The organism is Actinomadura rudentiformis (assembly GCF_008923185.1).
GTDB classification, from domain to species: Bacteria; Actinomycetota; Actinomycetes; order Streptosporangiales; family Streptosporangiaceae; genus Spirillospora; species Spirillospora rudentiformis.
On record NZ_WBMT01000002.1, the window covers coordinates 151,880 to 175,698 of the forward strand.

Sequence of the window (23,819 nt, forward strand, 5' to 3'; positions counted from 1 at the left end):
CTTCACCGTCTCCTGAACCGGGCCGCGTTCGCACGCTGCATCTCCCGGTCGGCTTCCCGCTTCGCGATGGCCTGGCGCTTGTCGTACGACTTCTTACCACGGGCCAGGCCGATCTCGACCTTGGCCTTCCCGTCCTTGAAGTACAGCGCCAACGGGATCAGCGTCCAGCCCGGCTCCTGCGACTTTACGACGATCTTCTGGATCTCGCGCTTGTGGAGCAGCAATTTGCGCGGACGCTTCTCAGCGTGGTTGGTCCAGGTGCCCTGCACGTACTGCGGGATGTGCACGTTCTCGAGCCATACCTCGCCGTCCCGCACATTGGCATAGCCGTCGACGAGCGAGGCCCGTCCGGCGCGCAGCGCCTTGACCTCGGTGCCGAGCAGCACCATGCCCGCTTCCCACGTGTCGTCGATGTGGTAGTCGTAACGGGCACGCTTGTTCTGGGCGATGTTCCTACGCCCTGTCTCACGTGGCACGAAATCAGCCTCGGTCTCTCTTCATTGCGCCGCCATTCGTTGCGCCGCCCGAGCCCGCCTCCGGCAGCGTCGCGAGCAGCCCCCGCAACACCGCCTGAGCCCGCTGCTCGGCCGCTTTGGGCGGGCGGTCGGCGGAGACCGCCACGTCCGGGTCGATCCCCACCCCGTCGAGGTTACGACCGCTGGGGGTTCGATAGCGACCCACGGTCAGCTCGATCGCCGAGCCGTCCGCCAGCCGGATCGGCTCCTGGACCGAGCCCTTCCCGAACGTACGTGATCCTACGATCACCGCGCGATCCCGGTCGCTCAGGGAGCCCGCGACCACCTCGGCCGCGCTCGCCGTGCCCGCGTCCACCAGCACGACCAGCGGGGTGCGGGTGTCGCCCGGCCGCGTCACGTTCATCTTCTCGGCGGAACGGCCCTGCCGCTCGTACGTCACGACGAGGCCCTCGGGCAGGAACGCCGACGCCGTCTCGACCGCCTCCCGCAGCAGCCCGCCAGGGTTGCCGCGCAGGTCGAGCAGGACCCCGCCGCGGTGCCGTTCGGGCGTCTCGGCGAGGGCGCCGCGCACCTGGCCTCCGACCCCCCGGGTGAACGCACTGACGCGGATGACCCGCATATCGTCGTCGAGGGATGCCACGGACACGTCGCCGCTGGTCACGGCCGTACGCACCAGGGTGAAGCTGAACTCCCGGCGGTCCCGGTCGACGGCCAGCCGCACGCTGGAGTCGGGGGCGCCGCGGAGCGCCATCGCGACCCTGGTGACGTTCCAGCCTTCGACCTGATCGTCCCCGACACGGGTGATCACGTCGCCGACCCGGACGCCCGCACGGGCCGCGGCCGAGCCGGGCTGGACGCTGGCCACCCGGACCCGCCTGTCCGCCGCCTCCGCGTCGTCGGCGGCGCCCAGCCAGATCCCGACACCGCTGTAACGGCCAGTGAGCCGACCGTGGAAGTCGTCGTACTCCCGAGCCGAGTAGTAGCGGGCCCACTTGTCGCCGAGGCGCTTCAGCATGGCGTCGATCGCGGCGCGATCGAGGTCGCCCCGGTCGACCGGCTGGGCCGCCTCCTGGCCGATCTTCTCTGCCACCTCGTCCAGCAGAGATCGCCCGGCGGGCGTGGCCCGCTCGTGGGCCCCGCCACCGGAGACCACTCCGGCGGCGTACGCACAGATGACGGCGACGGCCACGGCGGCTGCACGCAGCAAACGACCGCTGAACCGGAACATGCGGCCAAGTGTAGACACCGCCGTACCGCTGGGGGTCCGGCCCGCAGGCACACGCATCGACCGGCGAACGCGGGCACGGCTGACGTCGTCAGACGCCCCGTCGGCGGATGCGCGGGCCGCCCTCAGATGCGCCTCGTCAGATGCGTGCCGTCAGACGCGCCGTCAGATGCGTGCCGTCAGATGCGCAGGTAGCGGCGGAGGGTGAGGAACGAGGCGAAGGCGCAGAGCAGCACGCCGAAGCAGATCGTGGCGATGATCACCAGGACCACGGTGCCCCAGTTGAGCTGGCTCGCGAACCCGACGTTGCCGGCCAGTCTGTCGATCAGCAGCACCTTGCTGCCGACGAGCAGGAACGCCGAGAACAACCCGCCGATCAGGCCCGCGATCGCGCCCTCCATGATGAAGGGCAGCTGGATATAGGTGTTGGACGCGCCGACGAGCCGCATGATCCCGGTTTCTCGCCGGCGGTTGAACGCCGAGAGCCGGACCGTATTGGCCACCAGCAGCACCGCGGCGACCACCTGGATGAGGGCGATCATCAGCGCGGCCCACTGCAGACCACCGAGGATCTTGAAGAACTTCTTCAGGATCTCCTGCTCGTTGATGACCTGGTCGACGCCCCCGCGGCCCAGCACGGCCTGCGCGACCTGCTTGTACTGCTGGGGGTCCTTCAGCCGGATCCGGAACGAGTCGGGAATGTCACCCGGCTTGGCGCTCTGCACGAAGCCCGGCGTGCTGGCGAAGCGGTCCTTGAACCGCGCGTAGGCCTGCTCCTTGCTCTCGTACTCGACCTTGGCCACCTCGGGCAGCTTCTTGAGGTCGGCCTCAAGCTCCTGGCGCTGCTGCGGCGTGATGTCCTGCTTTTTGCAGTTGGTGTTGGAGCTCGTCTTGGCGCACAGGAAGACCGAGACCTCGATTTTGTCGTACCAGTAGCTCTTGGAGGATTCGACCTGAGTCCTGAGCAGCAGACCGGTGCCCAAGAGCGCCATGGCGATGGCGACGGTGATGACGAGGGAGATCGTCATCGTGAGGTTCCGGCGGAGACCAATCCAGATCTCCTGAAGAACGAACTGTGCGCGCATGCCTCGCTGTCCTTGATCGCCTGTGCCCCGACTGGAGCGTGAAAACGGAGGGCCGGCCTAGTAGGCCTGGCCGTACACGCCGCGCGACTGGTCGCGGACGACCCTGCCGTCCTCCAGCTCGACGACGCGCTTGCGGAACGCGTCGACGATGGCGGCGTCATGGGTGGCCATCACCACGGTCGTTCCGGTGCGGTTGATCCGGTCGAGGACCTTCATGATGCCGATCGAGGTCGCCGGGTCGATGTTCCCGGTCGGCTCGTCGGCCAGGAGGATCATCGGCCGGTTGACGAACGCGCGCGCGATGGCGACACGCTGCTGCTCACCGCCGGACAGCTCGTCCGGCATTCGGTTGGCCTTGCCCTCCAGCCCGACGAGGTCGATGACCTCGGGCACGACCTTGCTGATGAAGCGCCGCGGCTTGCCGATCACCTCGAGGGCGAACGCGACGTTCTCGAAGACGTTCTTGTTGGGGAGGAGCCGGAAGTCCTGGAAGACACAACCGATCCGGCGCCGCAGGTGCGGCACCTTCCAGTTGGTCAACCGGCTGAGGTCCTTGCCCGCCACATGCACGTGACCCTGGGTAGGACGCTCCTCCTTGAGGACGAGGCGCAGGAAGGTCGACTTGCCCGAGCCCGACGGACCCACCAGGAACAGGAACTCGCCCTTTTCGATGGCGACGTTCACGTGCTGGAGGGCCGGCCGGTTCTGGGTCTTGTAGACCTTGGTGACGTTGTCGAAGTGGATCACGGCTGCATCACGGCGGTTCAGTCTAGGGGTCTGAGAACGGTGACGCCGGAAACCCCGGACGGATCCGGGACGGGAGCGACTCCGCTGCGCCGCCCGGCCGGGTGACCAGGTGGCTTTCGAGCACTATAGAGGGGACGGTCAACTGCCTCGGCCAATACGAGGCCGTCTGCGGGCGCCGGAAGCGCCACCGGGCACGGTGTGCCGGCCCCGAAGAAACGAGCGCCTTCCATACCACCGACTCCCGACGTACGCCGGTTCGTGCCCATTGAGCTCTTGGACTTGCCGGAACGACCATACAGTCCGGCTACGCTGGATGATGGCGAATTGCACGGAGATAGGGGCCCACTAGATGAGCTGCGAACACCTGATCTGCGCTCGATGCTCGGGCCCGGTGGTCGAGGGAAGGTGTCCGACCTGCCGGATCGCCCGTGACGAGATGCACCGCCACGGACCGTCCGTGCCTCCGGCGCTGGTCCTGGCCGGCCTGGTCGCGCTCTTCTTCGTGGCACTCGTACTACAACGCGTCGCCGGCTGACGCGTCCCCGCTGACACGTCGTCATCGGGGCCGTCGTCATCGGGGCCCGTCGTTATCGGGGCCCGTCGTTATCGGGGCCCGTCGTTATCGGGGCGGTCGCTATTTGGGGGGCGGGGTGGTGGCGCGGGCAAGGGCGCCGGCTTCGCCGATCACGTCCGCCTTGGGCTGGACCTTGCCTTCTCCGCTCGCCTTGACCGGGTCGAAGGCGGCGAACTGAAGGATGTCGGTCGTGTGGATCTCGGTGCCCTTGACGGTGCCGTCCAGCAGATGCGCGACGTCGGGCGGGATCGGGGGCTTGCGCTCGTCCTTCTCCTTGCCCTTGATGATGCTGTTGCGCGAGAGCGCGTAGAGCACTAGGCCGCTGCCGTTCTGGGTGCGCAGCGGGAAGAAGGGGAAGGGAGTGGCCACGAAGACCGCCTCGAGCACGAGGTCGTGGTCCTTGGCCTTCCGGCGGTCCTTGCGGGTCTGCGAGTAGTAGCCGGTGGTGAACGGCCCGGCCCTCATGACCTTGGCGGCCACGCTGTAGGGCCCCTCGGCGGCGAGCGTGGCCTGGATGCCGGGGAGCGCCCGCGGCTGGATCAGCACCGAGGCCTCGGTCGTCGCCAGCGGGGTCGCGTAGCCCTCCGCGTCCACGGCCACCTTGGGCGCGCGGGCCTTGGGCGCGAGCTGGGTGGCCAGGCTCAGCTTCCAGCCCTCGACGGGGTTGCGGCGGACGAACGCCAGATACGTCTCACGGGTGTTCTTCTTGTCACCCTTGACGTTCCGGGGCACCTGGGCCACGAACCAGTGGGGATAAGACGTGAGCTTCGGCACGTACAGCTTCGGGGTGCCGTACTCGTACTCCCGGACCGGATCGCCGTCGAACGCCGCCTTGCGGTATTCGGAGGCGGTCAGCATGGACTGGCCGTCGGTGACCCAGCTCAGCGCCAGCCGTTCGTCGCCCGCGGCCCTGGCCACGTTGTCGTCGATGGTGAACGTGCGGAACTGGCGTGCGGCGACCTCGGGGGTGAGCGGCTCGGGAGTCGGCGTCGCGGTTTTGATCGTGGCCTTGGACGGCCTCGCCGCGGACTCCTTGCCACCGGCGCAGCCGGCGACGGCGAGCGGCATGGCCAGCAGCAGCGCCGCCGCCGTCCGCGAGACCCTCAGCACCCGCCCTCGCCCCCTGGCTCTTTCCAAATCACACCTCGCTGACCCGTGATTCTGCCATCAGCCGGGGTATGGCTGGGCGTTCGGGCACTACCGGGACGGCGATAAGCTCGACCTGTGGCAGGCATCGAACCCGAAGAACAGCTCAAGGAGCTCGGCTCGACCCTCGCCGGCATCGAACAGGTGCTGGATCTCGACGGCATGCGGCGTGACATCGCCGAGCTGCGCGAGCAGTCGGCCGACCCTGACCTGTGGAACGACCAGGAGCGTGCCCAGTCGGTGACGCGCCGCCTGTCGTACCTCGAAAGCGAGCTGGGCAGGGTCGAGGGGCTGCGGAGCCAGCTCGGCGACATCGGGGCCGCCTACGAGCTGGCGGCCGAGTTCGACGACGAGGACACCCGCAAGGAGGCCGACGAGCAGCTCGAGTCGCTGAACAAGGCGATCCAGCAGCTCGAGGTCCGGACCCTCATGTCGGGCGAGTACGACGCGCGTGAGGCACTGGTCACCATCAACGCCCAGGCGGGCGGGGTCGACGCGGCCGACTGGGCCGAGCAGCTCCAGCGCATGTACCTGCGCTGGGCCGAACGTCACGGCTACCCGACCGAGGTCTACGACACGTCCTACGCCGAAGAGGCCGGGATCAAGTCGACCACGTTCACGGTCAAGGCCCCCTACGCCTACGGGACGCTGCGCGGCGAGCACGGCACGCACCGGCTGGTGCGCATCTCGCCGTTCGACAACCAGGGGCGCCGCCAGACGTCCTTCGCCGGCCTGGACGTGGTCCCGGTCGTGGAGCAGAGCGACCACGTCGAGATCGACGAGAGCGAGCTGCGGATCGACGTCTACCGGTCCTCCGGGCCCGGCGGTCAGGGCGTCAACACCACCGACTCGGCGGTGCGGATCACCCACATCCCGACCGGCATCGTGGTCTCCTGCCAGAACGAGCGCAGCCAGCTGCAGAACAAGGCCACCGCGATGAACGTGCTCCAGGCCAAGCTGCTGGAGCGCAAGCGGCAGGAGGAGGCGGAGAAGATGTCCGCCCTCCGCGGTGAGGGCACCAGCAGCTGGGGCACGCAGATCCGCAACTACGTGCTGCACCCCTACCAGATCGTCAAGGACCTGCGCACGGGCGTGGAGGTCGGCAACCCGACCTCGGTCCTGGACGGCGACATCGACGACTTCATCGAGGCCGAGATCCGCTGGATGCGCCAGCAGGAGACCGCAGGCTCCTAACCGCCCGTTCGACGGACCTCCCACGATCGTTCCGGCACCCGTGAGCAGGTCGTGGCACGCATTACGGATTCACTGCGTGACCATATGGTCACCCTGCGATGATGGGTGCGGAACGCATCATCGCCTTCTTCTCTCGGGGTCCGCCAATGCCCGTGTGCAACCTCGCCCTCCCGCCGCCGCAGATGCTGGCCCCGCTCGTACTCCCGCCGCTCCTGCTGAGCTCGGCGTGCGGGCAGAGCTCCTCGAACGCGCAGTCCGACGCCGGACCGGCGCTGTCCAAGACGGAGGCGGCGCAGGTCCTGGAGCTGTACAAGGTCACGGCCGACCGCGCGAGCCGCCGGCTGGACGCCAAGAGCCTGGCAGCCGTGGAGACCGGCCCCCAGCTGGCGATGGACACCGCGACGTTCAAGCTCCACCGGGCCGCCGAGCACAGAGTCGCCGGACGCGGGGCCGGGAACGCCTCGTTCGGCAAACCCACGTTCTACATCCCGCGCATCAACGGACATCCGCGCTGGTTCGCGGCCGACGTCACCGCCGGCACGGGGAAGGACACCCTGCGGCACGCGTTCGTCTTCACGCAGGCCAAGCCATCCGATCCGTGGCTGCTGGCCGCCGACCCGCACCCCTCCGGAGCGGCCCTCACCAAGATCGCGCTGGACGAGGAGGGCTACGCGACCACGGTGCGGCCGTCCGAGCGCGAGCTCGCGCTGCAGCCCGCCAGGCTCCCGGCCACGCACGCCGCCCTGCTGAGCGGCGGACCGAAGGCGCCGGGCGCCGCGGGGCTCGCGCCGGGTCCGCAGACCACCCAGGCGTACGACGGGCTACGGCGCACCCAGGACCGGCTCATGCCCGGCGGCATCACGCTCAGCTCGCATTTCACACCCGAGCCCGGACCGGTCTACGCTCTGCGGACCACCGATGGCGGCGCGCTGGTCTGGTACGTCGTGCGGCAGAACGAGGCGTACTCCTCGTCCAAGCAGGGCAAGCTGGCAGTGACCGGTGATCTCGTCGGGCTCGCCCCGCCTTCGGCCGTCAAAACGCACCTGGATACGGTCGTACTGGTGCAGTACCTGGCGGCCGTTCCACGCGAAGGCAAAGCCAGGGTCACCGGGATGTACCGCAAGGCCATCTCGGCCGCGGGTTCCTGATCTCCGTCGGGTGCCGGGGCGGTTCCGCTCTTCCTGACCGCTGCAGCGGGATCGTTCCGGCACCCTTCGGGCCATCCCACAGCCCCCACCCAACCACCCTGTCAACGGACAAGCTCCGCTTGCCTGCCTTCTGCGCCCCCACCCAACCACCCTGTCAACGGACAAGCTCCGCTTGCCTGCCTTCTGCGCCTCCGCACTACACTGACGCGGCATACTTCCGAAATCGTCCGCCGAGGTGGGGAATTGCTCCGACTGGTGCTCGCCGCCGGAGGTGCGCTCTCCGTACTCGCCACGGCCTGCTCGGCCGACCCGGAGGTCCCGGCGACCCGGGCCGCCGAACCCGCCGACAAGGCCATGGTCACCGCGGACGAGGGGGCCCGGATCCTCAAGGACTGGACCGCCCGGCACAACAAGGCGGTCACGTCCGGGGACGAGCGGCTCTGGCGGGCCGCGGTCACCGGCGGCCTGGCGGCCCCGGTCAGCGCCCGCGTCCGCACGTACGGCCGCCTCCCCGCCTCGACGCGCATCACCCTGCTCAACCCCGTCCTGTACGTGCCGAGGCAGACCGGCGGGGCCGCGAAATGGTTCGCCGTCGCCGCCCTGCAGCGGTCCGGCGGCAAGGAACAGCAGGTCCTCGCGCTCTTCACCCGTTCGGGTGACAAGGATCTGTGGCGGGCCGCCCACTGGCTCACCTTCAAGGGCAAACCGCCCGAACTGGCGTACGACGCGCAGGGGTACGCCATCCCGGCCCCCGACCGGGGGCTCCCCGCCGCCCACGCGGCCTTCCTGGCCTCCGGCGCCCGTTCGGCGTTCACACCCGACGCCTACACCATGGGCGCCCGCACCGCCTCGTACGGCAACTGGAAAGCCGACGCCGGCCGCATCGCACCCGGCCCCGGCACCTCCTGGGCCCTCCGCACCAAGGACGGCGGCTCGCTGGTCTGGTACGGCCTCACGCAGCAGCGCACGCTCACCGGCGGGACCGAGCAGTCCCTGCCCGCCGACGTCCGCAACTACCTGATCCGCGCCAAGAGAAGACCTGGCGGCACCGTCCAGGCAGGCTGGCAGTGGCTGGCCATCGGCTACGCCCCGGCGACCGGCAAGAGCACCGTCCTGGGCGAATCGGTCTCCCTGACCACCGCCCGCTGACCAGCCCGCACCACCGCGCGGCAGCTGACCACCGCCCGGCAGGTGTCCAATTACGCCTCTGTACTGGGGAGGGCGCTGGCGGTGACCAGGGTGCGGATGGCGCCCAGGGCGACCGACAGGGTGGCCAGGTCGAAGCTGTCGCTCTCCCAGATCTCGGTGAGGGTCTGCTGGGCGCGCAGGACGGCGGTCTCGTTCTTCTGCACCCAGTTGGCCAGACGTTCCTCCGGCTGGGCACCCGGCATGCTGGCGACCAGCACGTCACGGGTGAGGGCCGCGTGCGCCGCGTACAGGTCGTCGCGGAGCGCGGAACGGGCCATCGAGCGCCAGCGGTCGTCGCGCGGGAGGGCGATGATGCGCTCGCGCAGACGGCTGAGCTGGAGCCGGTCGGCCAGGTCGAAGTAGACCTCGGCCACCTCCTCCACCGCCCGGCCGGTCTCGTGCGCGACGCTGACCAGGTCGAACGTGGAGTAGGCGGGCACCATCATCGCGGCCCGCTCGGCCAGCTCGTCCGGCACGCCGCGTTCGGCGAAACCGTCGCGGCGCTGCTCGAAGCCGTGCAGGTCGAGGCCCGCGAGGATCTTGGGCAGCTGTGCGCCCAGGGTGTAGGCGCCGGTGGAGAAGAAGTCGATCGAGTCGCGGATGTCGAACGGGGGCCGCCGGTTGTGGAGCAGCCAGCGGGCGCCGCGCTCGGTGAGCTTGCGCGCCTCCAGCAACATCGCGATCTGGGTCGACTCGTCCACCTGGTACGACAGGGCCTCGACCGACTGCCAGAAGCGCGGCATGTCGAAGACCTCGCGGGCGACCAGATAGGCGCGCGTCACGTCCTGCGGCGAGGCCCCGGTCTCCTCGTTCATGCGGAACATGAACGTGATGCCGCTGTTGTTGATCACGTCGTTCACCACGGTGGTGGTGATGATCTCCCGGCGCAGCGGGTGCCGGTCCATGTACTCGCGGAAGCGGTCCCGCAGCGGGGTCGGGAAGTAGTCGACCAGCCAGGACCGCAGGTACGGGTCGTCGGTCAGGTCGGAGGTGACGAGATCCTCGTCCAGGGTGAGCTTGGCGTAGGCCAGCAGCACCGAGAACTCCGGCCCGGTCAGGCCATGACCGGACTGGCGGCGCTCGGCCAGCGCCTTGTCGTCGGGCAGGGACTCCAGCCGCCGCTTGAGCCGCCCGGCCCGTTCCAGCTTGCGCATGTAGCGGGCGTGGACGTGCAGCATGGAGGGCGACTGGGCCCGGGCCGCGGCGAGCGTCACGTTCTGCCCGTAGTTGTCGCGGAGCACGAGGTCGGCGACCTCGTCGGTCATCTCGTACAGCAGGTTGTCGCGCTGCTTGCGGGTCAGCTCGCCATCCCGGACCACCTGGTCCAGCAGGATCTTGATGTTGACCTCGTGGTCGGAGGTGTCGACCCCGGCCGAGTTGTCGATGAAGTCGGTGTTGACCAGGCCGCCGTGGCGGGCGAACTCGATGCGGCCGAGCTGGGTGACGCCGAGGTTGCCGCCCTCGCCGATCACCTTGCAGCGCAGGTCGGCGCCGTTCACCCGGACCTGGTCGTTGGCCTTGTCACCGACGTCGGCGTTGTTCTCGATCATGCCCTTGACGTAGGTGCCGATGCCGCCGTTCCAGAGCAGGTCGACGGGCGCGAGGAGCGCGGCGTGGATCAGCTCGTACGGGGTCATCGCCAGCACGTCGCCGGCGATGCCGAGGGCCGCCCGGATCTCCGGGGTCAGCTTGATCGACTTCTGGGTGCGCGGGAAGATCCCGCCGCCCTTGGACAGCAGCTCGGTGTTGTAGTCGGCCCACGAGCTGCGCGCCAGCTGGAACATGCGCTTGCGTTCCTGGAACGACACCGCCGGGTCGGGGTCCGGGTCGATGAAGATGTGCCGGTGGTCGAACGCGGCGACCAGCTTGATGTGCTCGCTGAGGAGCATCCCGTTGCCGAAGACGTCACCGGACATGTCGCCGATGCCGACGACCGTGAAGTCCTCCTTCTGGATGTCCTTGCCGAGCGACCGGAAGAGGTACTTCACCGACTCCCAGGCGCCGCGCGCGGTGATCCCCATCGCCTTGTGGTCGTAGCCGATCGAGCCGCCGGAGGCGAACGCGTCGCCGAGCCAGAAGCCGTACGAGGCGGCCACCTCGTTGGCGATGTCGGAGAACGTCGCGGTGCCCTTGTCGGCGGCGACCACGAGGTAGGTGTCGTCGCCGTCGTGCCGGACGACGTTGGGCGGCGGCACGACCTTGCCGTCGACCAGGTTGTCGGTGACGTCGAGCAGGCCGGAGATGAAGTGCTTGTAGCAGGCGATGCCCGCCTGCATGAAGGCCTCGCGGTCGGCGCCCGGATCGGGCAGCTGCTTGCCGACGAAGCCGCCCTTGGCACCGGCCGGGACGATGACGGTGTTCTTGACCGCCTGCGCCTTGGCCAGCCCGAGGATCTCGGTGCGGAAGTCCTCGCGCCGGTCCGACCAGCGCAGCCCGCCGCGGGCCACGGCGCCGAACCGCAGGTGCACACCCTCGACCGTGGGCGAGTACACGAAGATCTCGTACTTGGGCCGGGGCAGCGGCAGGTCCGGGATGCGCTGCGGGTCGAACTTCAGCGACAGGTACGGCTTGCGCTGGTAGTGGTTGGTGCGCAGCGTCGCCTGGATCATCGACAGGTAGGCGCGCAGGATGCGGTCCTCGTCGAGGCTGGCGACCTCGTCGAGCTTGCCGTTCAGCTCCTCGGCGATCCCCGCGCTGCGTTCCTCCTCGCCGCCCGCCAGCGCCGGGTCCAGCCGGCTCTCCCAGAGCCGGATCAGCAGCCGGGTGATCGAGGCGTTGCCGAGCAGCACCTGCTCGATGTAGCGCTTGCTGAACGTGGTGCGCGTCTGCCGCAGGTAGAGCGCGTACGCGCGCAGCACCATCGCCTGCCGCCAGTTGAGGCCGACGTGGAGCACCAGGGCGTTGAAGCCGTCGTTCTCGATGTCGCCCCGCCAGAGCGCGTTGAACGCGTCCTGGAACAGCTCCTTGATGTCGTCTTCGGCCACGCCCGCCGGCGGCTTGTAACGCAGGCCCAGGTCATAGATCCAGTAGGAGCGGCCGGGCTCGCTCGTGTCGATCTCGTAGGGGCGTTCGTCGACGACCTCGACGCCCATGTTGGTCAGCAGCGGCAGCACCCGGGAGAGCGAGATCGGCGGGCCCAGCCGGTAGATCTTGAGGCGGCGCTCGCCCGGCTCGGCGCTGAACGGCTCGTACAGGTTGATGGAGGTCTCGCCGTCGGCGTCGAGCCCCTCCAGCCGCTTGAGGTCGGCGACCGCCGTGCGCGCCGGGAAGTCGGCCTTGTAGCCCTCCGGGAACGCGTCGCCGTAGCGGCGGGCCAGCACGCCCGAACGTTCCTCGCCGCACTGCTCGACGATCGCGTCGGCCAGGTCGTCCTCCCACGAACGGGTCGCGGCGGCCAGCCGGGCCTCCAGTTCGTCGGCGTCCACGTCCGGGAGCGGGCGGCCGCGCTCGCCGCGCACCACCACGTGCAGCCTGGCGAGCATCGACTCCGTCACGTTCGCGCTGTAGTCGACGCTGACGCCGTCGAACGCGCGGCGCAGGATCTCCTGGATGCGCAGCCGGACCTTGGTCGTGTAGCGGTCGCGCGGCAGGTAGACCATGCACGACATGTAGCGGCCGTACATGTCCTTGCGCAGGAACAGCTTGAGCTGGCGGCGCTCGCGCAGCCGCAGCACGCCCAAGGCGATCGGCAGCAAGTCGTCGACGGAGATCTGGAAGAGCTCGTCGCGCGGGTAGCTCTCCAGTATCTCGATCAGGTCCTGGCCGTCGTAGCTGTCGGCGGTGAACCCGGCGAGCTCCAGGACCTCCTCCAGCTTGCGCTTGAGGACCGGGACGTGCGCGATCGACCCGCTGTAGGCCACGTGCGTGAACAGGCCGAGGAAGCGGCGCTCGCCGACGACCTCGCCGTTCTCGTCGAACTTCTTCACCCCGATGTAGTCGAGGTAGAGCGGCCGGTGCACCGTGGACCGCGAGTTGGCCTTGGTGATCACCAGCAGGTGCTTCTCGGTGGCCTTCTCCCGCACCTCGGGCGGCAGCGCGGCGAAGCTGTCGGACTCGCGCTTGTCACCGCGCAGGATGCCGAGGCCGGTGCCCGGCTCGGGCCGCAGGACCGTGCCCTTCTCGGTGAGCGTGTAGTCGCGGTAGCCCAGGAACGTGAAGTGCCCGTCGGACAGCCAGTCGAGCAGCTCGACGCCCTCCGCCAGCTCCTTCTCGGGCAGCGGCGGCTCGTTGTCGCGGATCTCCAACGCGATCTCGCCGGCCCGGGAGCGCATCTTCGGCTCGTCCTCGACGGCGACCCGCACGTCCTGGAGGACCCGCAGCAGATCCCGCTCGACCTGCTCCAGGCGGGACCGGTCGCTCGTGCGGTCGACCTCGATGTGGATCCAGGACTCGTCGATGTCGGCGTCACTGTCGAGCTTGCCGCGGAAGGCCTTCATGTGGCCCGCGACGTCGCGGTCGACGCCGAGCAGCGGGTGGACGACCAGATGGGCGGTCAGCTCGTGCCGGGTCAGCTCCATCGTCACGCTGTCGACGAGGAACGGCATGTCGTCGGTCACCACCTGGACGACCGTGTGCCCGGGATCCCAGCCGAACTCCTCCAGGGTGGGGGTGAAGACCCGGACCTTGGCACGCCCCTGCGGCCGTTCCTCACCCAGCACCCGGTGCGCCATGGCGGGACCGCAGATGTCCGCCGGGTCCCGGGAGAGGAGGTCCTCGGGTGCGACATGCCGGTAGTACAACCGGAGGTACGCGACCGCCTCCTCAAGGTCGGCACCGCGGGCGCCGGCCCCCTGCGCCCATGTCTCCGCCGCCCGCCGGAGCAGGTCGTCCTTAGCCTGATCGAGCTTGCCGCCCATCAATACTCCCCTTGAGACCCTTCGCCACCTCGTTGTGGCGCCGCTCACTGCGCCAGCGTAGCCAGGAATCGGCGCAAAGCCGACCGGCGGGGCCGCGACTCAGTCGTGGCATCGCGCGGCCGGTCTTCTCGCCGGACGGTTCGTCATCTCCCTGGCCGTTTTCCTGATCTTCCTGGCCTTTTCCTGCCCGATCGGTCCATGCCCTCAGGAGCCGGATCCGATCATCGTCGTCAGGCCCGATCGGCGCGTGCCTTCCGACCGATCCGGCCATGTCCTCAGCCTGATCGGTTCATCGTTCACGCGCTTGATCCGTTCATTTCCACGTGCCCGGTACGTTCGTCGTACTCACGCCGATCGATACGTGTCCCTGGGCCTGGCCGGTTCGTCGCTCAGACCGATCCGCCCGTTCCCGAGCTCGGCGATACCGTGCCGGAGCCGGGCGGGGTCGCGGGTCCCGAGGCCGTCCGCGTCGCCTTACCGCCGCCGGTGCCGTTCCCATTGCCGGTGCCAGTGCCGCCGCCCGTACCGGTCGACGGCGTCGTCGGCGGGGTCGTCGGCGGGGTCGTCGGAGGCGTCGTCGGAGGCGTGGTGGGGGGCGTCGTCGGAGGCGTGGTCGGCGGGGTGGTGGGGGGCGTCGTCGGCGGGGTGGTCGGCGGCACCGGCCGGGTCCGCGTGGGCGACGGGTTCGTGGTGCGCGTCGACTGCTGCGGGCGCGGCTCCGACTTGGTCGGCTGATCATCCGGTAGGCCGGAGTCCGCCGGCATGTCGGCCGGGAGGTTGTCGGCAGGGTTGCTCGCCGGGTTGGCCGGGCTCTCGCCGCCGCCGAGCGCGAGAGCGACCGAGGTGACCGCCACCGCGATCAGGACGGCCGCGGCGGCGCACAGTGCGGCGGCCTTGGCGGGGATCTTGCGCAACGCCGGGGAGCCGGGGCGCCTGGCCGCGGATCCCCCGCCGCCGAGCTGGCCCGGGTGGGTCTCCTCGCCGAGAGTCCCGGCGTTCTCCGCGATGAACTCGGCGGGCGTCGGCAGGCGTTCAGGCTGGTAGTCCGGGCGGCGCTCGGCCTCGGCGCCATCGGGCATGTCCGCGACGATCCGTACGGCCTGGGTCTCGGCGGGCTCCGCCACTGAGGCGGCCGCCTGTGCCGGTCGGTCCTCCTCGCCGAGCTCGGCCGCCACAACGCTGCCGACGGCCAGGATCGCGGTGCCGTCGTCCTCCACGGCGGCGTCGGCGACGACCGGGGCGGCGACGGTGACCTCTTCGTGCCCGAGCAGCCGCATCAGCACGTGCCGCGCCTGGGGGCGGGCGGACGGGTCCTTGCTGAGGCAGTCGCTCACCAGCTCGCGGAGCGGGCCCTCCAGCGGGCCCAGCCGGGGCTCATGGTGCAGGATCCGGTTGATCACGGCGGGGATGGTGTCCTGGCCGAACGGGGCCTGGCCGGTCGCCGCGAACACCAGGGTGGCCGCCCAGCAGAACACGTCCGCGGCGGTGCCGATCTCGTCGCCCTGGAGCTGTTCGGGCGCCATGTACGAGGGGGTGCCGATGACCTTGCTGGTCAGCGTGGTGGAGCCACTGATGGCCCGGGCCACGCCGAAGTCGATCACGCGCGGGCCGTCCGGGCCGATGAGCACGTTGTGCGGCTTGAAGTCGCGGTGGATGATCTTCGCCTGGTGGATGGCGGACAGCGCGGTCGCGGTGCCGACGGCCAGGCGTTCGAGAGCGGCGCCGCTGAGCGGGCCCTCCTGGGTCACCAGCTGGTTGAGCGACGGCCCCGGCACGTACTCGCTGACGATGTAGGGACGCTCACCGTCCGCGTCGGCGTCGATGACCTGGGCGGTGCAGAACGGCGCGACGCGTTTGGCGACCGCGAGCTCCCGCAGGAACCGCGCCCGCGCCTTGTCGTCAGAAGTGAGTTCCGCATGAAGGAGCTTGATGGCGACGCGCTTGCCGTCCTCCGCCTCGCCCAGGAAGACGGTGCCCTGACCGCCCTCGCCGACGCGGCCTATCAGGGCGTACGACCCCAGTCGCTCCGGATCCCCGGATCGCAGCGCCCCAACCTCCATGCGTGGAACAGCCCCTCTCTCGACTTGACCGGACCAAGTGGACCGCGGTCCGAAACGGTGCAGACCACACCTTCCGTCTGTGGGACGCCCCAAACGCAGGAAAAGTTGACCTGACTTGGCGACCCTACGGCGCGATCTGCCCGGGCCGCTCCCTCTCCGGCCACATTTGACGCAGAGGGCCACCCTAGTCCCGAACACCCCTTCCGCGATACCGCCATGAAACGGCCATAACCCGCGAATCCGCAGGCAGGAACGGGTTTTTGGCGAGTTTCACGAGTGTGATTCTCCCACCCCGGGTAGATCGTCGCCTAACGATCTTCGTTGTAGGAGGTAAGACAGGCATGTCCATCCCGTTAAAGACCGCCTGCTGCGCGACGACAGTCGCGTTGGCCCTGGCCCCGAGCATGACCGAGGCGGCCGAAGTCACCCCAGCTGACAAGATCCATACTCCGGCCGAGAACCGGCACGAACCGCCCCAGGCAGGCCAACAGCCAGCCCAGGCGCCCAGCCGGCCCACCGTGGCCCAAGCAGCCAGCCAGGCCCCGGCCCAGAGCAGCGCGGCCGAGGCACCCGGTCAGGCAAGCGCGGCCCAGGCACGCAGCCAGGCCTCGGCGCAGAGCACCAGCCAGACTCCGGCCCAGGCATACGACCAAGCCGCGGCCCAGAGAACCAGCCAATACAGCGCGGCCGAGGCACCGGGCCAGGGCAGCGCGGCCCACGTGCCCAGCCAGGAAAGCGCCGCACAGGCATCCAGCCAGGACAGCCCCGCGCAGACGCCCAGCCAGAAGAGCGCCGCACAGGCATCCAGCCAGCAGACACGGGCCTCGACAACAGGCCAGAGCGCACCCGTCAAGCCGTTCGGCCAGTTCGCCATGGCGCAGGGCTTCGTCCAGCTAGGCGTGGCACAAGCATCAAGCCAGGGGCAGGTGGTGGGGGCCGGTCACCTGTCACAGGGCCAGATCGTGGACACACCTCAAGTCACGCAGTACTCGAACCACCCGGCGCTGCCGACGGATAGTAGGCCGGGCGACAAGAGCAGAGCCATGACCCTGACAGCGATGCAACAGGCCGTGCGCGAGAAGCGGGCGCGGATGGAGGCCCGGTGGCAACGCCGAGCCGACCGCGCCGTGAGGTTCGCGCTCAAGCAGCGCGGCCGCCCGTACGTCTACGGCGACACCGGCCGCCGCGGCTTCGACTGCTCCGGCCTCGTCCAGCAGGCCTGGCGGCATGCCGGCGTCTCCGTGCCGCGCGTGGCGGCCACCCAGTACAGGAAGATTCGCAACCATGTGGCGCGCAACAAGCTACGGCCCGGCGATCTCGTCTTCTTCCATGGGCTGGGCCACGTTGGGCTCTACATCGGCAAGTCGCGGTTCATCCACGCGCCGAGCACGGGTCGCCGGGTGAGCATCGAGCGGCTGAACGGCCACTACCGCAGGAGCTACGTCGGGGCCGCACGTCCCGCCTGGAAGCCCCTGCCGGCAATCCCAACACGCATCCACTGATCTGGCTGAACGTGCGCCGGACCGACCCGGCTCACGTTCAGCCAGAATGACCCCATGACCACACTCGACGGGCGCCGCGTCTACACCCGCGCCGACCTGATGGAGGCGCACGGCCTCGGCCGCAGCACCCTGGAGAAGTGGTACCGGGAACGCGCCGCCAACGGCCATCCCGAACCCGCCGGAACGGTCGGCTCCCAGCTCGCCTGGGATGCCGAAACCTGGGACCGCTGGTACGTGTCCCGCGACAAGGGCATTCCACCAGGCCTGGTCACCCGCGACGACCTGACCGCCAAGCACGGCCTGTCACGGCACACCCTCAAGAAACTCTGGGCCGACCGCGCCGAGAACGGCCACCCCGAACCAGCCCACCAGGTAGGCAAGGCCCTCTACTGGAACGAGTCCGAGTGGCTCACCTGGTACGAGTCGTACACCCAGAGCCCAGCCGAGGGCCCCGACGACCTGGTCACCCTTGCCGATGCGGCCCGCATCCTGGGCCTGGCCCAGTCAAGCGCCACCGTCTACGTCAAACGCCCGCCCGCCGGCTGGCCCGAGCCCGCAGAAGAACAACCCCTAGGAGGCGGCCGAGTCCGCCGCCTCTACCGCCGCCGCGACATAGAGACCTACGCCGCCACCAAACCCCGCACCCCATAAATCTCGCTGGCGCTCGCAAGAGCTAAGGCCCCTCGCTAGCGCTCGGGACAGTCCCATTGGGGCTCCCGCCCCAAACCCCAAGCCGGGGACTCCGCCCCCAGACCCCCACCCCTTCAAAATCCACGTCCACGCACCGGGTCGCGCCCCCGGCCAGCGGGCTATCTGGTCCCACAAAGGCGGAGGCCCCGGCCGTATCGAGACAACCGGGGCTCGGTTCTCGGGCCTTCAGCGGACGACGATGACCGCCAATGCCAGGTATTTGCTTCCCGCGAGAGGGAAGCCCCAGGACAGGTCAGTGCCACTCTGCAGGTCGGCCAGCGCGGATCCGAACCGGTCTGGTCGGCTGATGCCGGTGGCCTGCGAGTGAGCCATCTTCGGGGCGTGCTGGTCAAAGACCTCTTCGAGCCAGCTCACGGCGCCCTCGGGTGTGCTGGTATTTCGCTGCAACATGCTCTGTGGCTTCTTCAGCCAATCGCGAGTCATGACCGGCGGCGTGGCCATGTTGAGGTCACCGCACAGAGCGTCACGTTTGGGGCCCTGGACGGTGACAGTGTCCCCGTGCCAGAGATAGCAGTGAAAGACCATCGAGAGGCATCCTTCGAGGAGTGCAGGCCCCGCCTTGCTATCCCCAAGGCGGGACCTGCCTCATTGGGCCACGTGCGGCGTGTTTAAGCGGCGGCAGTGGCCAGCGCCGGGGAGTCTGCGGGCAGGTCGAACTCGCCCGCCTTCGCCCCCGCGATGAAGTCGCGCCACTCGAAGTGGTCGAACCTGGAGACGTTGCCCTGCTCGTCGGTCACGATGACCGCCTCCCGGACGATCGCGACGTTCACGCACCCACAGGTCTCCTGCTGCCCGTCGCACTGGCTGGACTTGATGAACACATGGCCTCCCTGGGTCGTCGGGTGTTGGAACCGGCCGACCGCGCCGTACTCTCCGTAGGCGCGAGCAACCGGGATCATGGGGCCTGACATGGGTGTTCATAGATCGACGGCCTGTAAGGGTGTTCGTCGTGGTTCCGCCGCCCAGTCGTCAATGGCCTCGAACATCGGTGCGGCGTTCGTTCCGCGAGGCGGAGATGTCGCCTGGTGAGGGTTGCAGGCCACCGTTCCACCGATGTGTTCCCACCAGCCGGGACCGTAGGTTATGAGCTTCCGGCAATGACGGCAGACCAGCTCCTCAGCCATGCCGTCAGACCTTCAACGGCCGAATGCCCATGACACTCGCCACCGAGCGGGCAACCTGCTGAACGTCCCTCACATGGCCAATGCGCTGGGGCTGCTGCTCCCCCCACAGCCAGACGAACCACCAACCGGTCTCGGCGTCGAAGTCGCACCCGACTTCCTCACAAGCTTCTGATCCGTGCTTGGTGACCACGAGGCGAGTCGGCAGGCCGACCCGTTCGACTCTTAGCTCCTGGCAAGCACAGACGAGCTCACGGCCCAACTCGTCCAGGAGCACAGCCCGCTGGCTGTCCGGCGTCGACTGGTCCGGTCGGGTCCCTCGGTGCTTGGGTCCGTCGAAGCTCATGACCAGGAAGCTACGGACCTGGTGAAAGCCGCCTCAATGAGGTTGCCCAAGATTGCCCCCAACCAACTAGACGAGGGCAGCCAGGGCGTTAGCGATCAGAGCGCGGGCGGCCTGCCCGTACACGGCGGCGTCCGCCAGGCCGGTGAACACCCGCACGTAGGCTTCGACCTCGTTTGGCTGCATGAGCTTCAAGTAGCCGGAGATGAGTTCCACCGATACCTGTTCATGGTCGAAGATGGCGAATCCTTCAGCGGGTCTCGCCTGCACACGGTCGGCATCCAGCGGGATAATCCCAAGTGACACCGCTGGAAGCTTCATCACTTCGAGTAGATGGCCAAGTTGTTCGGCGTGCGCGGCCGGTCCTGTAAGGCGGTAGTGGAGCACGGCCTCTTCGAGAATGAAGACGAAGCGGCGGTTGCCCTCCCTCAGGACACGTTGACGGTTCATCCTCTCCGCTACGGCGGCGGCCACGTCGTCAATGTGGACTCCTTGCCGTAGACGTACCTGTTGCAGCGTCGTGGTAGTGAACGCTGCGGTTTGGATCAGCCCCGGGAACGTTCTCGACTGGTAAGCACGAATGACGGAGGCACGCTCATAGATCGGCCTGACCGATCGCTGCGCCTGTTTTAGTCCGGCGCGGTTGAGCTGCTGATAGGTGACCCACATTCCGGCGACTGAACGCTGCTCGGCAAGCAGCTCCTCAGTTCGCTGCTCGGAGACACCACAGATATTGCACCAAGTTTGGACGTCCTCAGCCGAGGCCGGCCGAGTACCGTGCTCGATCTTGCTTACCTTGGAGTTCCCATGCCAGCCCGCACGCTGGGCAAGCTCCTTGGCGGTCAGGCCCGCGCTTTGGCGGATCTCCCGAAGTTGGCCGGCCAATGCCTGGCGGGCCCGCTGAGCGCTGGAGGATGAAGAGGACGGCACTGTTTCGCGAATCAGTCGAGCCTGTAGTCCTCGTGGTCGGTGGCAAGGTCCCATGCCACCGCGAAAGCCGAGGAGCAGAGCGAAGTCACCTCAGGGGCGTCGCTGAACTGGTGGCCTACGACATTTCCGTTTCCATCGAAGATGGAGAAGCGAACGAGTCGGCCGTCAAAGATCCAGAACGGGTTACCGGGGAGCGCCAGCGTGGAGGCGAGTGAACGAGGAAGCCAACGAACAGCTTCGCCTATGGCGATGTTGTGTTCAGCCGTGATGCTGTGCTCCCAGCGCACATACTCGTTTACGGGTTCGGAGACGACCCGGACGCGACGCACCTGCACCCCTTGTGCCACCGCAATCTGGACAGCCTTTTGAAACGCGTTGCCTGTCGGCACCTCCGGTTGGGGACGCCCCTCCTTCCACGCCAGGAACCGTGGGTCGTCCGTGATATGCCAGTCATGGATTTCCAGGTGGAACGCCGAAGACGTGCATTCCCCGATCAGTTCAGCGAAGCTCGGCTTGCTCTCGTCGCGTCCGTACGTCCTCAGCCGGGCGGGGGTGTTTCTCGGGTGTGAAGCGCCGCTTGCCACGCTCGTATTGCCCACTGGCCGCCTCCATGATGATCTGCGCCATTGCGGGGGGAAGCCGTACGACTGACTCCGTGTCCTTGAGCCGACTGTCAGAGTTGATCCACGCCAAGGTGTCGGGCTCGGTGACGGTCTCGCCCTGGAAGTAGAAGTCCCCCGTCTAGGCGTCCACCCACACGGCCGGGCAGTCGTCCAACCGCTTGTAGGGCTCCTACAGGGAGAGCAAGCGTAAGGTCCGCGTTGCCCGCATCGTCGCGCGGTGGGCCGGTCACCGCCCTAGAGGCCCTGGACATCACAGCGGGTTTCACCAAAGACCATGCGGTGTCCGCGGGCGGTGTCCATGTACTCGCGTACGCGGTGGATCAATCCGTCCCGCAGTTCGAAGACGAAGCAGTAGTCATTGACGTAGGTGTTTCCGTTCGCCAGCGTCGCGCTCATCGTCTCCTCCACGATCACACGGTCACCATCTGCGTAGAAGCCGTGGAAGGTGATGGCCACGTCGCGCGCGAAGAGTCGGGGAAAGTCGTCGGCGATGAAGGTGGCGATCGCCTTCCTGCCGATCATGTGGCTGGGGACGTCGAGTGCCACAGCGGTGGCGTTGCCCGGCGGCGCCAACCACTCGGCATCCTCGGCGAAGAAGGCCGATATCTGGTCGGCGTCATGGTCGGCGAAGGCCCGCCAGGCGCCTTGGACTACATCCCGGTTCTCTTGGGTCACATGGGTGACTCTAGGCGGGCTCGACTTGGAGGGCTGGCGGGAATGCGACCTCACCACGCCCCTTCGCGCCCCGGTGCGTGGACGTGGATTTTGAAGAGGTGGGGGTCTGAGGGCGGAGCCCCCGGCTTGCTAGATCTCGGGGGTGTAGTGGCGGAGGACTTCGGGGTTGGCCAGGGAGTCGGGGTTGGCGGCCTGGTCGATCGGGGTGCCTAGGAGGATCTTGCGCACGGGGACTTCCAGCTTCTTGCCGGAGAGGGTGCGCGGGATGCCGGGGACCTCGTGGATCTCGTCGGGGACGTGGCGTGGAGAGAGGGCTGAGCGGAGCTTTGATTTGAGGCGGGTGGTCAGGTCGTCGGTCAGGGCGGCGTTCTCGGCGAGCTGGATGTAGAGGATCAGGCGGCCCTCCTGGCCCAGCCGGCCGGTGTCGATGACCAGGCTGTCGGCGATCTCGTCGAAGGCCTCCACGACGCGGTAGAAGTCGGAGGTGCCCATGCGGATGCCGCCGCGGTTGAGGGTGGAGTCGGAACGGCCGTAGATGACGCTGCCGCCGTCTTCGAGGATCTTGATCCAGTCACCGTGGCGCCAGACGCCTGGGAACGTGTCGAAATAGGACTCGCGGTAGCGCGTCATGTGCGGGTCGTTCCAGAAGAAGACGGGCATGGACGGCATGGGTTCGGTGAGGACGAGCTCTCCGACCTCGTTCACGACGGGTTTGCCGTCGTCGCCGTAGGCCTCGACCTTGGCGCCCAGTCCACGGCACTGGATGACGCCGGCGCGGAGGGGCAGGAGGACGGACGGCCCGACGAAGCCCGTGCAGATGTCGGTGCCGCCGGAGAAGGAGCCCAGGAGGAGGTCTTTGCCGATTGCCTCATAGACCCAGGTGAAACCTTCGGGCGGGAGGGGGGAGCCGGTGGAACCCATGCCCCGGAGGGATGACAGGTCGAGGGTCTTGCCCGGCTGCTCGCCTGCCTTCAGCGAGGCCATGATGTACGGGGCGCCCACACCGAAGTAGGTGACGTTGGTGTCGGCCGCGAGCTTCCAGAGGTCGGTGGGCGCTCCGTCGTACATGACGACGGTGGAGCCCACGAGCAGGCCGCCGATGAGGTAGTTCCACATCATCCAGCCGGTCGTGGTGTACCAGAAGAACACGTCGCCGTGGCCGAGGTCCTGGTGGAACGAGAGCGCCTTCAGGTGCTCCAGGACGACGCCGCCGTGGCCGTGGACGATCGGTTTGGGGAGGCCGGTGGTGCCCGAGGAGTAGACCACCCAGAGCGGATGGTCGAACGGGACGTCCTCGAAGGCGAGCGGGTGGCCTTCGCGAGGAAGGTCGCTGTAGGGCACCCCCACGCGGAGGTCAGCGGCCGAAGAGGCCGGGTCGAGGTACGGGATGAGGACGGTCGCGGCGAGGGTCGGGAGGGAGGCCTCGATCTCCCGAACGGTGTCGAGACGGCTGAAGTGCTTGCCGTTGTACGCGTAGCCGTCGACGGCGATCAGGACCTTGGGCTCGATCTGTGCGAAGCGGTCGATGACGCTGGACGAGCCGAAGTCCGGGGAGCAGGAGGACCAGATGGCGCCGAGCGAGGCGGTCGCGAGGAAGCAGACCAGCGCCTCGGGGATGTTGGGCAGGTAGGCCGCGACCCGGTCGCCCTTGCCGACGCCCAGCTCGGCCAGCCCGGCCCGTACCTCCGCCACGTGGAGGGCCAGCTCGCGATAACTGAGGATGCGGTGGCCGCCCGCCTCCGAACGGAAGACCACGGCGGTTTCGTCCGGGGTCTCGTCAGCGCGGCGAAGGGCGTTGGCGGCGTAGTTGAGGGTGGCGCCGTCGAACCAGCGCAGCCCGTCGACCGGCATGCGGCCCTCGGAGCGGACCGGACCGTCACCGCGGTGGCCGACCACCTTGAAGTAGTCCCAGATCGAGTCCCAGAACGCGTCCACCTCGGTGACCGACCAGCGCCACAGCTCGTCGTACGTCTCGGCAAGAATGCCGCGGTCCCACAGCCAGTGCAGGTAGTGCGTCACCTTGGCGTTGGCCACGACTTCTTCGGAAGGCTCCCAGAGCGGAGCACCCTCGGGGGTCAGTTCGTCTTTCGACATTGGACCGGCCTCCTCATCCCTACCCGCGCCGCACTGCACGGTTCCCCCAGCATCAAGCCAGCATGCACGCCGCCGCAACTCGGCGTGAACTCGGGGTCGCAGATCAGACCACGTGGTCCAG

At 68.5% G+C, this 23,819-nt stretch carries 20 protein-coding genes; 6 read left to right on the top strand and 14 right to left on the bottom strand.

Features of this window, described 5'->3' with window-relative positions; all coding sequences use genetic code 11:
- Positions 1-2: 2 nt before the first annotated feature.
- From smpB to ftsE, 4 genes are all read right to left on the bottom strand, one after another.
- Entirely contained in the window at positions 3-476 is a 474-nt protein-coding gene (gene smpB / locus F8566_RS04260) for an SsrA-binding protein SmpB (protein ID WP_151558223.1), read from the bottom strand.
- Positions 477-480: 4 nt separating this feature from the next.
- The gene (locus F8566_RS04265) at positions 481-1,704 is read right to left on the bottom strand and encodes a S41 family peptidase (protein ID WP_151558225.1); all 1,224 of its coding nucleotides are present in this window, start codon (positions 1,702-1,704) and stop codon (positions 481-483) included.
- 176 nt (positions 1,705-1,880) lie between these two features.
- Positions 1,881-2,786 (bottom strand): permease-like cell division protein FtsX, encoded by a 906-nt coding sequence (gene ftsX, locus F8566_RS04270; protein ID WP_151558226.1) that lies wholly within the window; start codon positions 2,784-2,786, stop codon positions 1,881-1,883.
- 57 nt (positions 2,787-2,843) lie between these two features.
- A complete protein-coding gene (gene ftsE / locus F8566_RS04275) occupies positions 2,844-3,533 on the bottom strand; it encodes a cell division ATP-binding protein FtsE (protein WP_151558228.1) in 690 nt (229 codons plus the stop codon).
- Positions 3,534-3,924: 391 nt separating this feature from the next.
- Here ftsE and F8566_RS04280 point away from each other — a divergent pair, with 391 nt between their 5' ends.
- A complete protein-coding gene (locus F8566_RS04280; protein WP_225992866.1) occupies positions 3,925-4,068 on the top strand; it encodes a hypothetical protein in 144 nt (47 codons plus the stop codon).
- Between the two features lie 99 nt (positions 4,069-4,167).
- On the opposite strand, the gene F8566_RS04285 is transcribed toward F8566_RS04280, so the two are convergent.
- Entirely contained in the window at positions 4,168-5,217 is a 1,050-nt protein-coding gene (locus F8566_RS04285; protein ID WP_225992867.1) for a hypothetical protein, read from the bottom strand.
- Positions 5,218-5,331: 114 nt separating this feature from the next.
- Here F8566_RS04285 and prfB point away from each other — a divergent pair, with 114 nt between their 5' ends.
- From prfB to F8566_RS04300, 3 genes are all read left to right on the top strand, one after another.
- On the top strand, positions 5,332-6,447 hold the full coding sequence (prfB, locus tag F8566_RS04290; protein ID WP_151558232.1) for a peptide chain release factor 2: 1,116 nt from the start codon (positions 5,332-5,334) through the stop codon (positions 6,445-6,447).
- A gap of 146 nt (positions 6,448-6,593) precedes the next feature.
- On the top strand, positions 6,594-7,595 hold the full coding sequence (locus F8566_RS04295; RefSeq protein WP_225992868.1) for a hypothetical protein: 1,002 nt from the start codon (positions 6,594-6,596) through the stop codon (positions 7,593-7,595).
- Between the two features lie 243 nt (positions 7,596-7,838).
- Positions 7,839-8,744 (top strand): hypothetical protein, encoded by a 906-nt coding sequence (locus F8566_RS04300; RefSeq protein ID WP_151558234.1) that lies wholly within the window; start codon positions 7,839-7,841, stop codon positions 8,742-8,744.
- A 50-nt stretch (positions 8,745-8,794) separates the two neighbouring features.
- On the opposite strand, the gene F8566_RS04305 is transcribed toward F8566_RS04300, so the two are convergent.
- Complete coding sequence (locus F8566_RS04305) at positions 8,795-13,639, bottom strand: NAD-glutamate dehydrogenase (protein ID WP_151558236.1); 4,845 nt, start codon at positions 13,637-13,639, stop codon at positions 8,795-8,797.
- Between the two features lie 389 nt (positions 13,640-14,028).
- Entirely contained in the window at positions 14,029-15,699 is a 1,671-nt protein-coding gene (locus F8566_RS04310) for a serine/threonine-protein kinase (protein WP_151558238.1), read from the bottom strand.
- A gap of 341 nt (positions 15,700-16,040) precedes the next feature.
- Between F8566_RS04310 and F8566_RS50905 the strand changes: the two genes are divergently transcribed.
- Positions 16,041-17,201 carry a C40 family peptidase gene (locus F8566_RS50905; protein ID WP_225992869.1) on the top strand — a complete coding sequence of 387 codons (1,161 nt, stop codon included), beginning with the start codon at positions 16,041-16,043 and terminating at the stop codon, positions 17,199-17,201.
- 54 nt (positions 17,202-17,255) lie between these two features.
- Positions 17,256-17,852, top strand: a complete 597-nt coding sequence (locus tag F8566_RS04320) for a hypothetical protein (RefSeq protein WP_151558240.1) — start codon at positions 17,256-17,258, stop codon at positions 17,850-17,852.
- Positions 17,853-18,077: 225 nt separating this feature from the next.
- Here F8566_RS04320 and F8566_RS04325 read toward each other — a convergent pair whose 3' ends face one another.
- The 7 genes from F8566_RS04325 to F8566_RS04360 form a co-directional block, all read right to left on the bottom strand.
- A complete protein-coding gene (locus tag F8566_RS04325; protein ID WP_151558242.1) occupies positions 18,078-18,437 on the bottom strand; it encodes a hypothetical protein in 360 nt (119 codons plus the stop codon).
- An 83-nt stretch (positions 18,438-18,520) separates the two neighbouring features.
- Positions 18,521-18,811 (bottom strand): DUF397 domain-containing protein, encoded by a 291-nt coding sequence (locus F8566_RS04330; protein WP_151558244.1) that lies wholly within the window; start codon positions 18,809-18,811, stop codon positions 18,521-18,523.
- A gap of 229 nt (positions 18,812-19,040) precedes the next feature.
- The gene (locus F8566_RS04335) at positions 19,041-19,379 is read right to left on the bottom strand and encodes a hypothetical protein (RefSeq protein ID WP_151558246.1); all 339 of its coding nucleotides are present in this window, start codon (positions 19,377-19,379) and stop codon (positions 19,041-19,043) included.
- A gap of 66 nt (positions 19,380-19,445) precedes the next feature.
- Positions 19,446-20,306, bottom strand: a complete 861-nt coding sequence (locus tag F8566_RS04340) for a helix-turn-helix domain-containing protein (RefSeq protein WP_151558248.1) — start codon at positions 20,304-20,306, stop codon at positions 19,446-19,448.
- A gap of 11 nt (positions 20,307-20,317) precedes the next feature.
- Entirely contained in the window at positions 20,318-20,905 is a 588-nt protein-coding gene (locus F8566_RS04345) for a DUF6879 family protein (protein ID WP_225992870.1), read from the bottom strand.
- A gap of 258 nt (positions 20,906-21,163) precedes the next feature.
- Positions 21,164-21,604, bottom strand: coding sequence for a nuclear transport factor 2 family protein (locus F8566_RS04355; protein ID WP_151558251.1), 441 nt, complete (start codon positions 21,602-21,604; stop codon positions 21,164-21,166).
- A gap of 129 nt (positions 21,605-21,733) precedes the next feature.
- Positions 21,734-23,698 (bottom strand): acetoacetate--CoA ligase, encoded by a 1,965-nt coding sequence (locus F8566_RS04360; RefSeq protein ID WP_151558253.1) that lies wholly within the window; start codon positions 23,696-23,698, stop codon positions 21,734-21,736.
- Positions 23,699-23,819 lie beyond the last annotated feature (121 nt).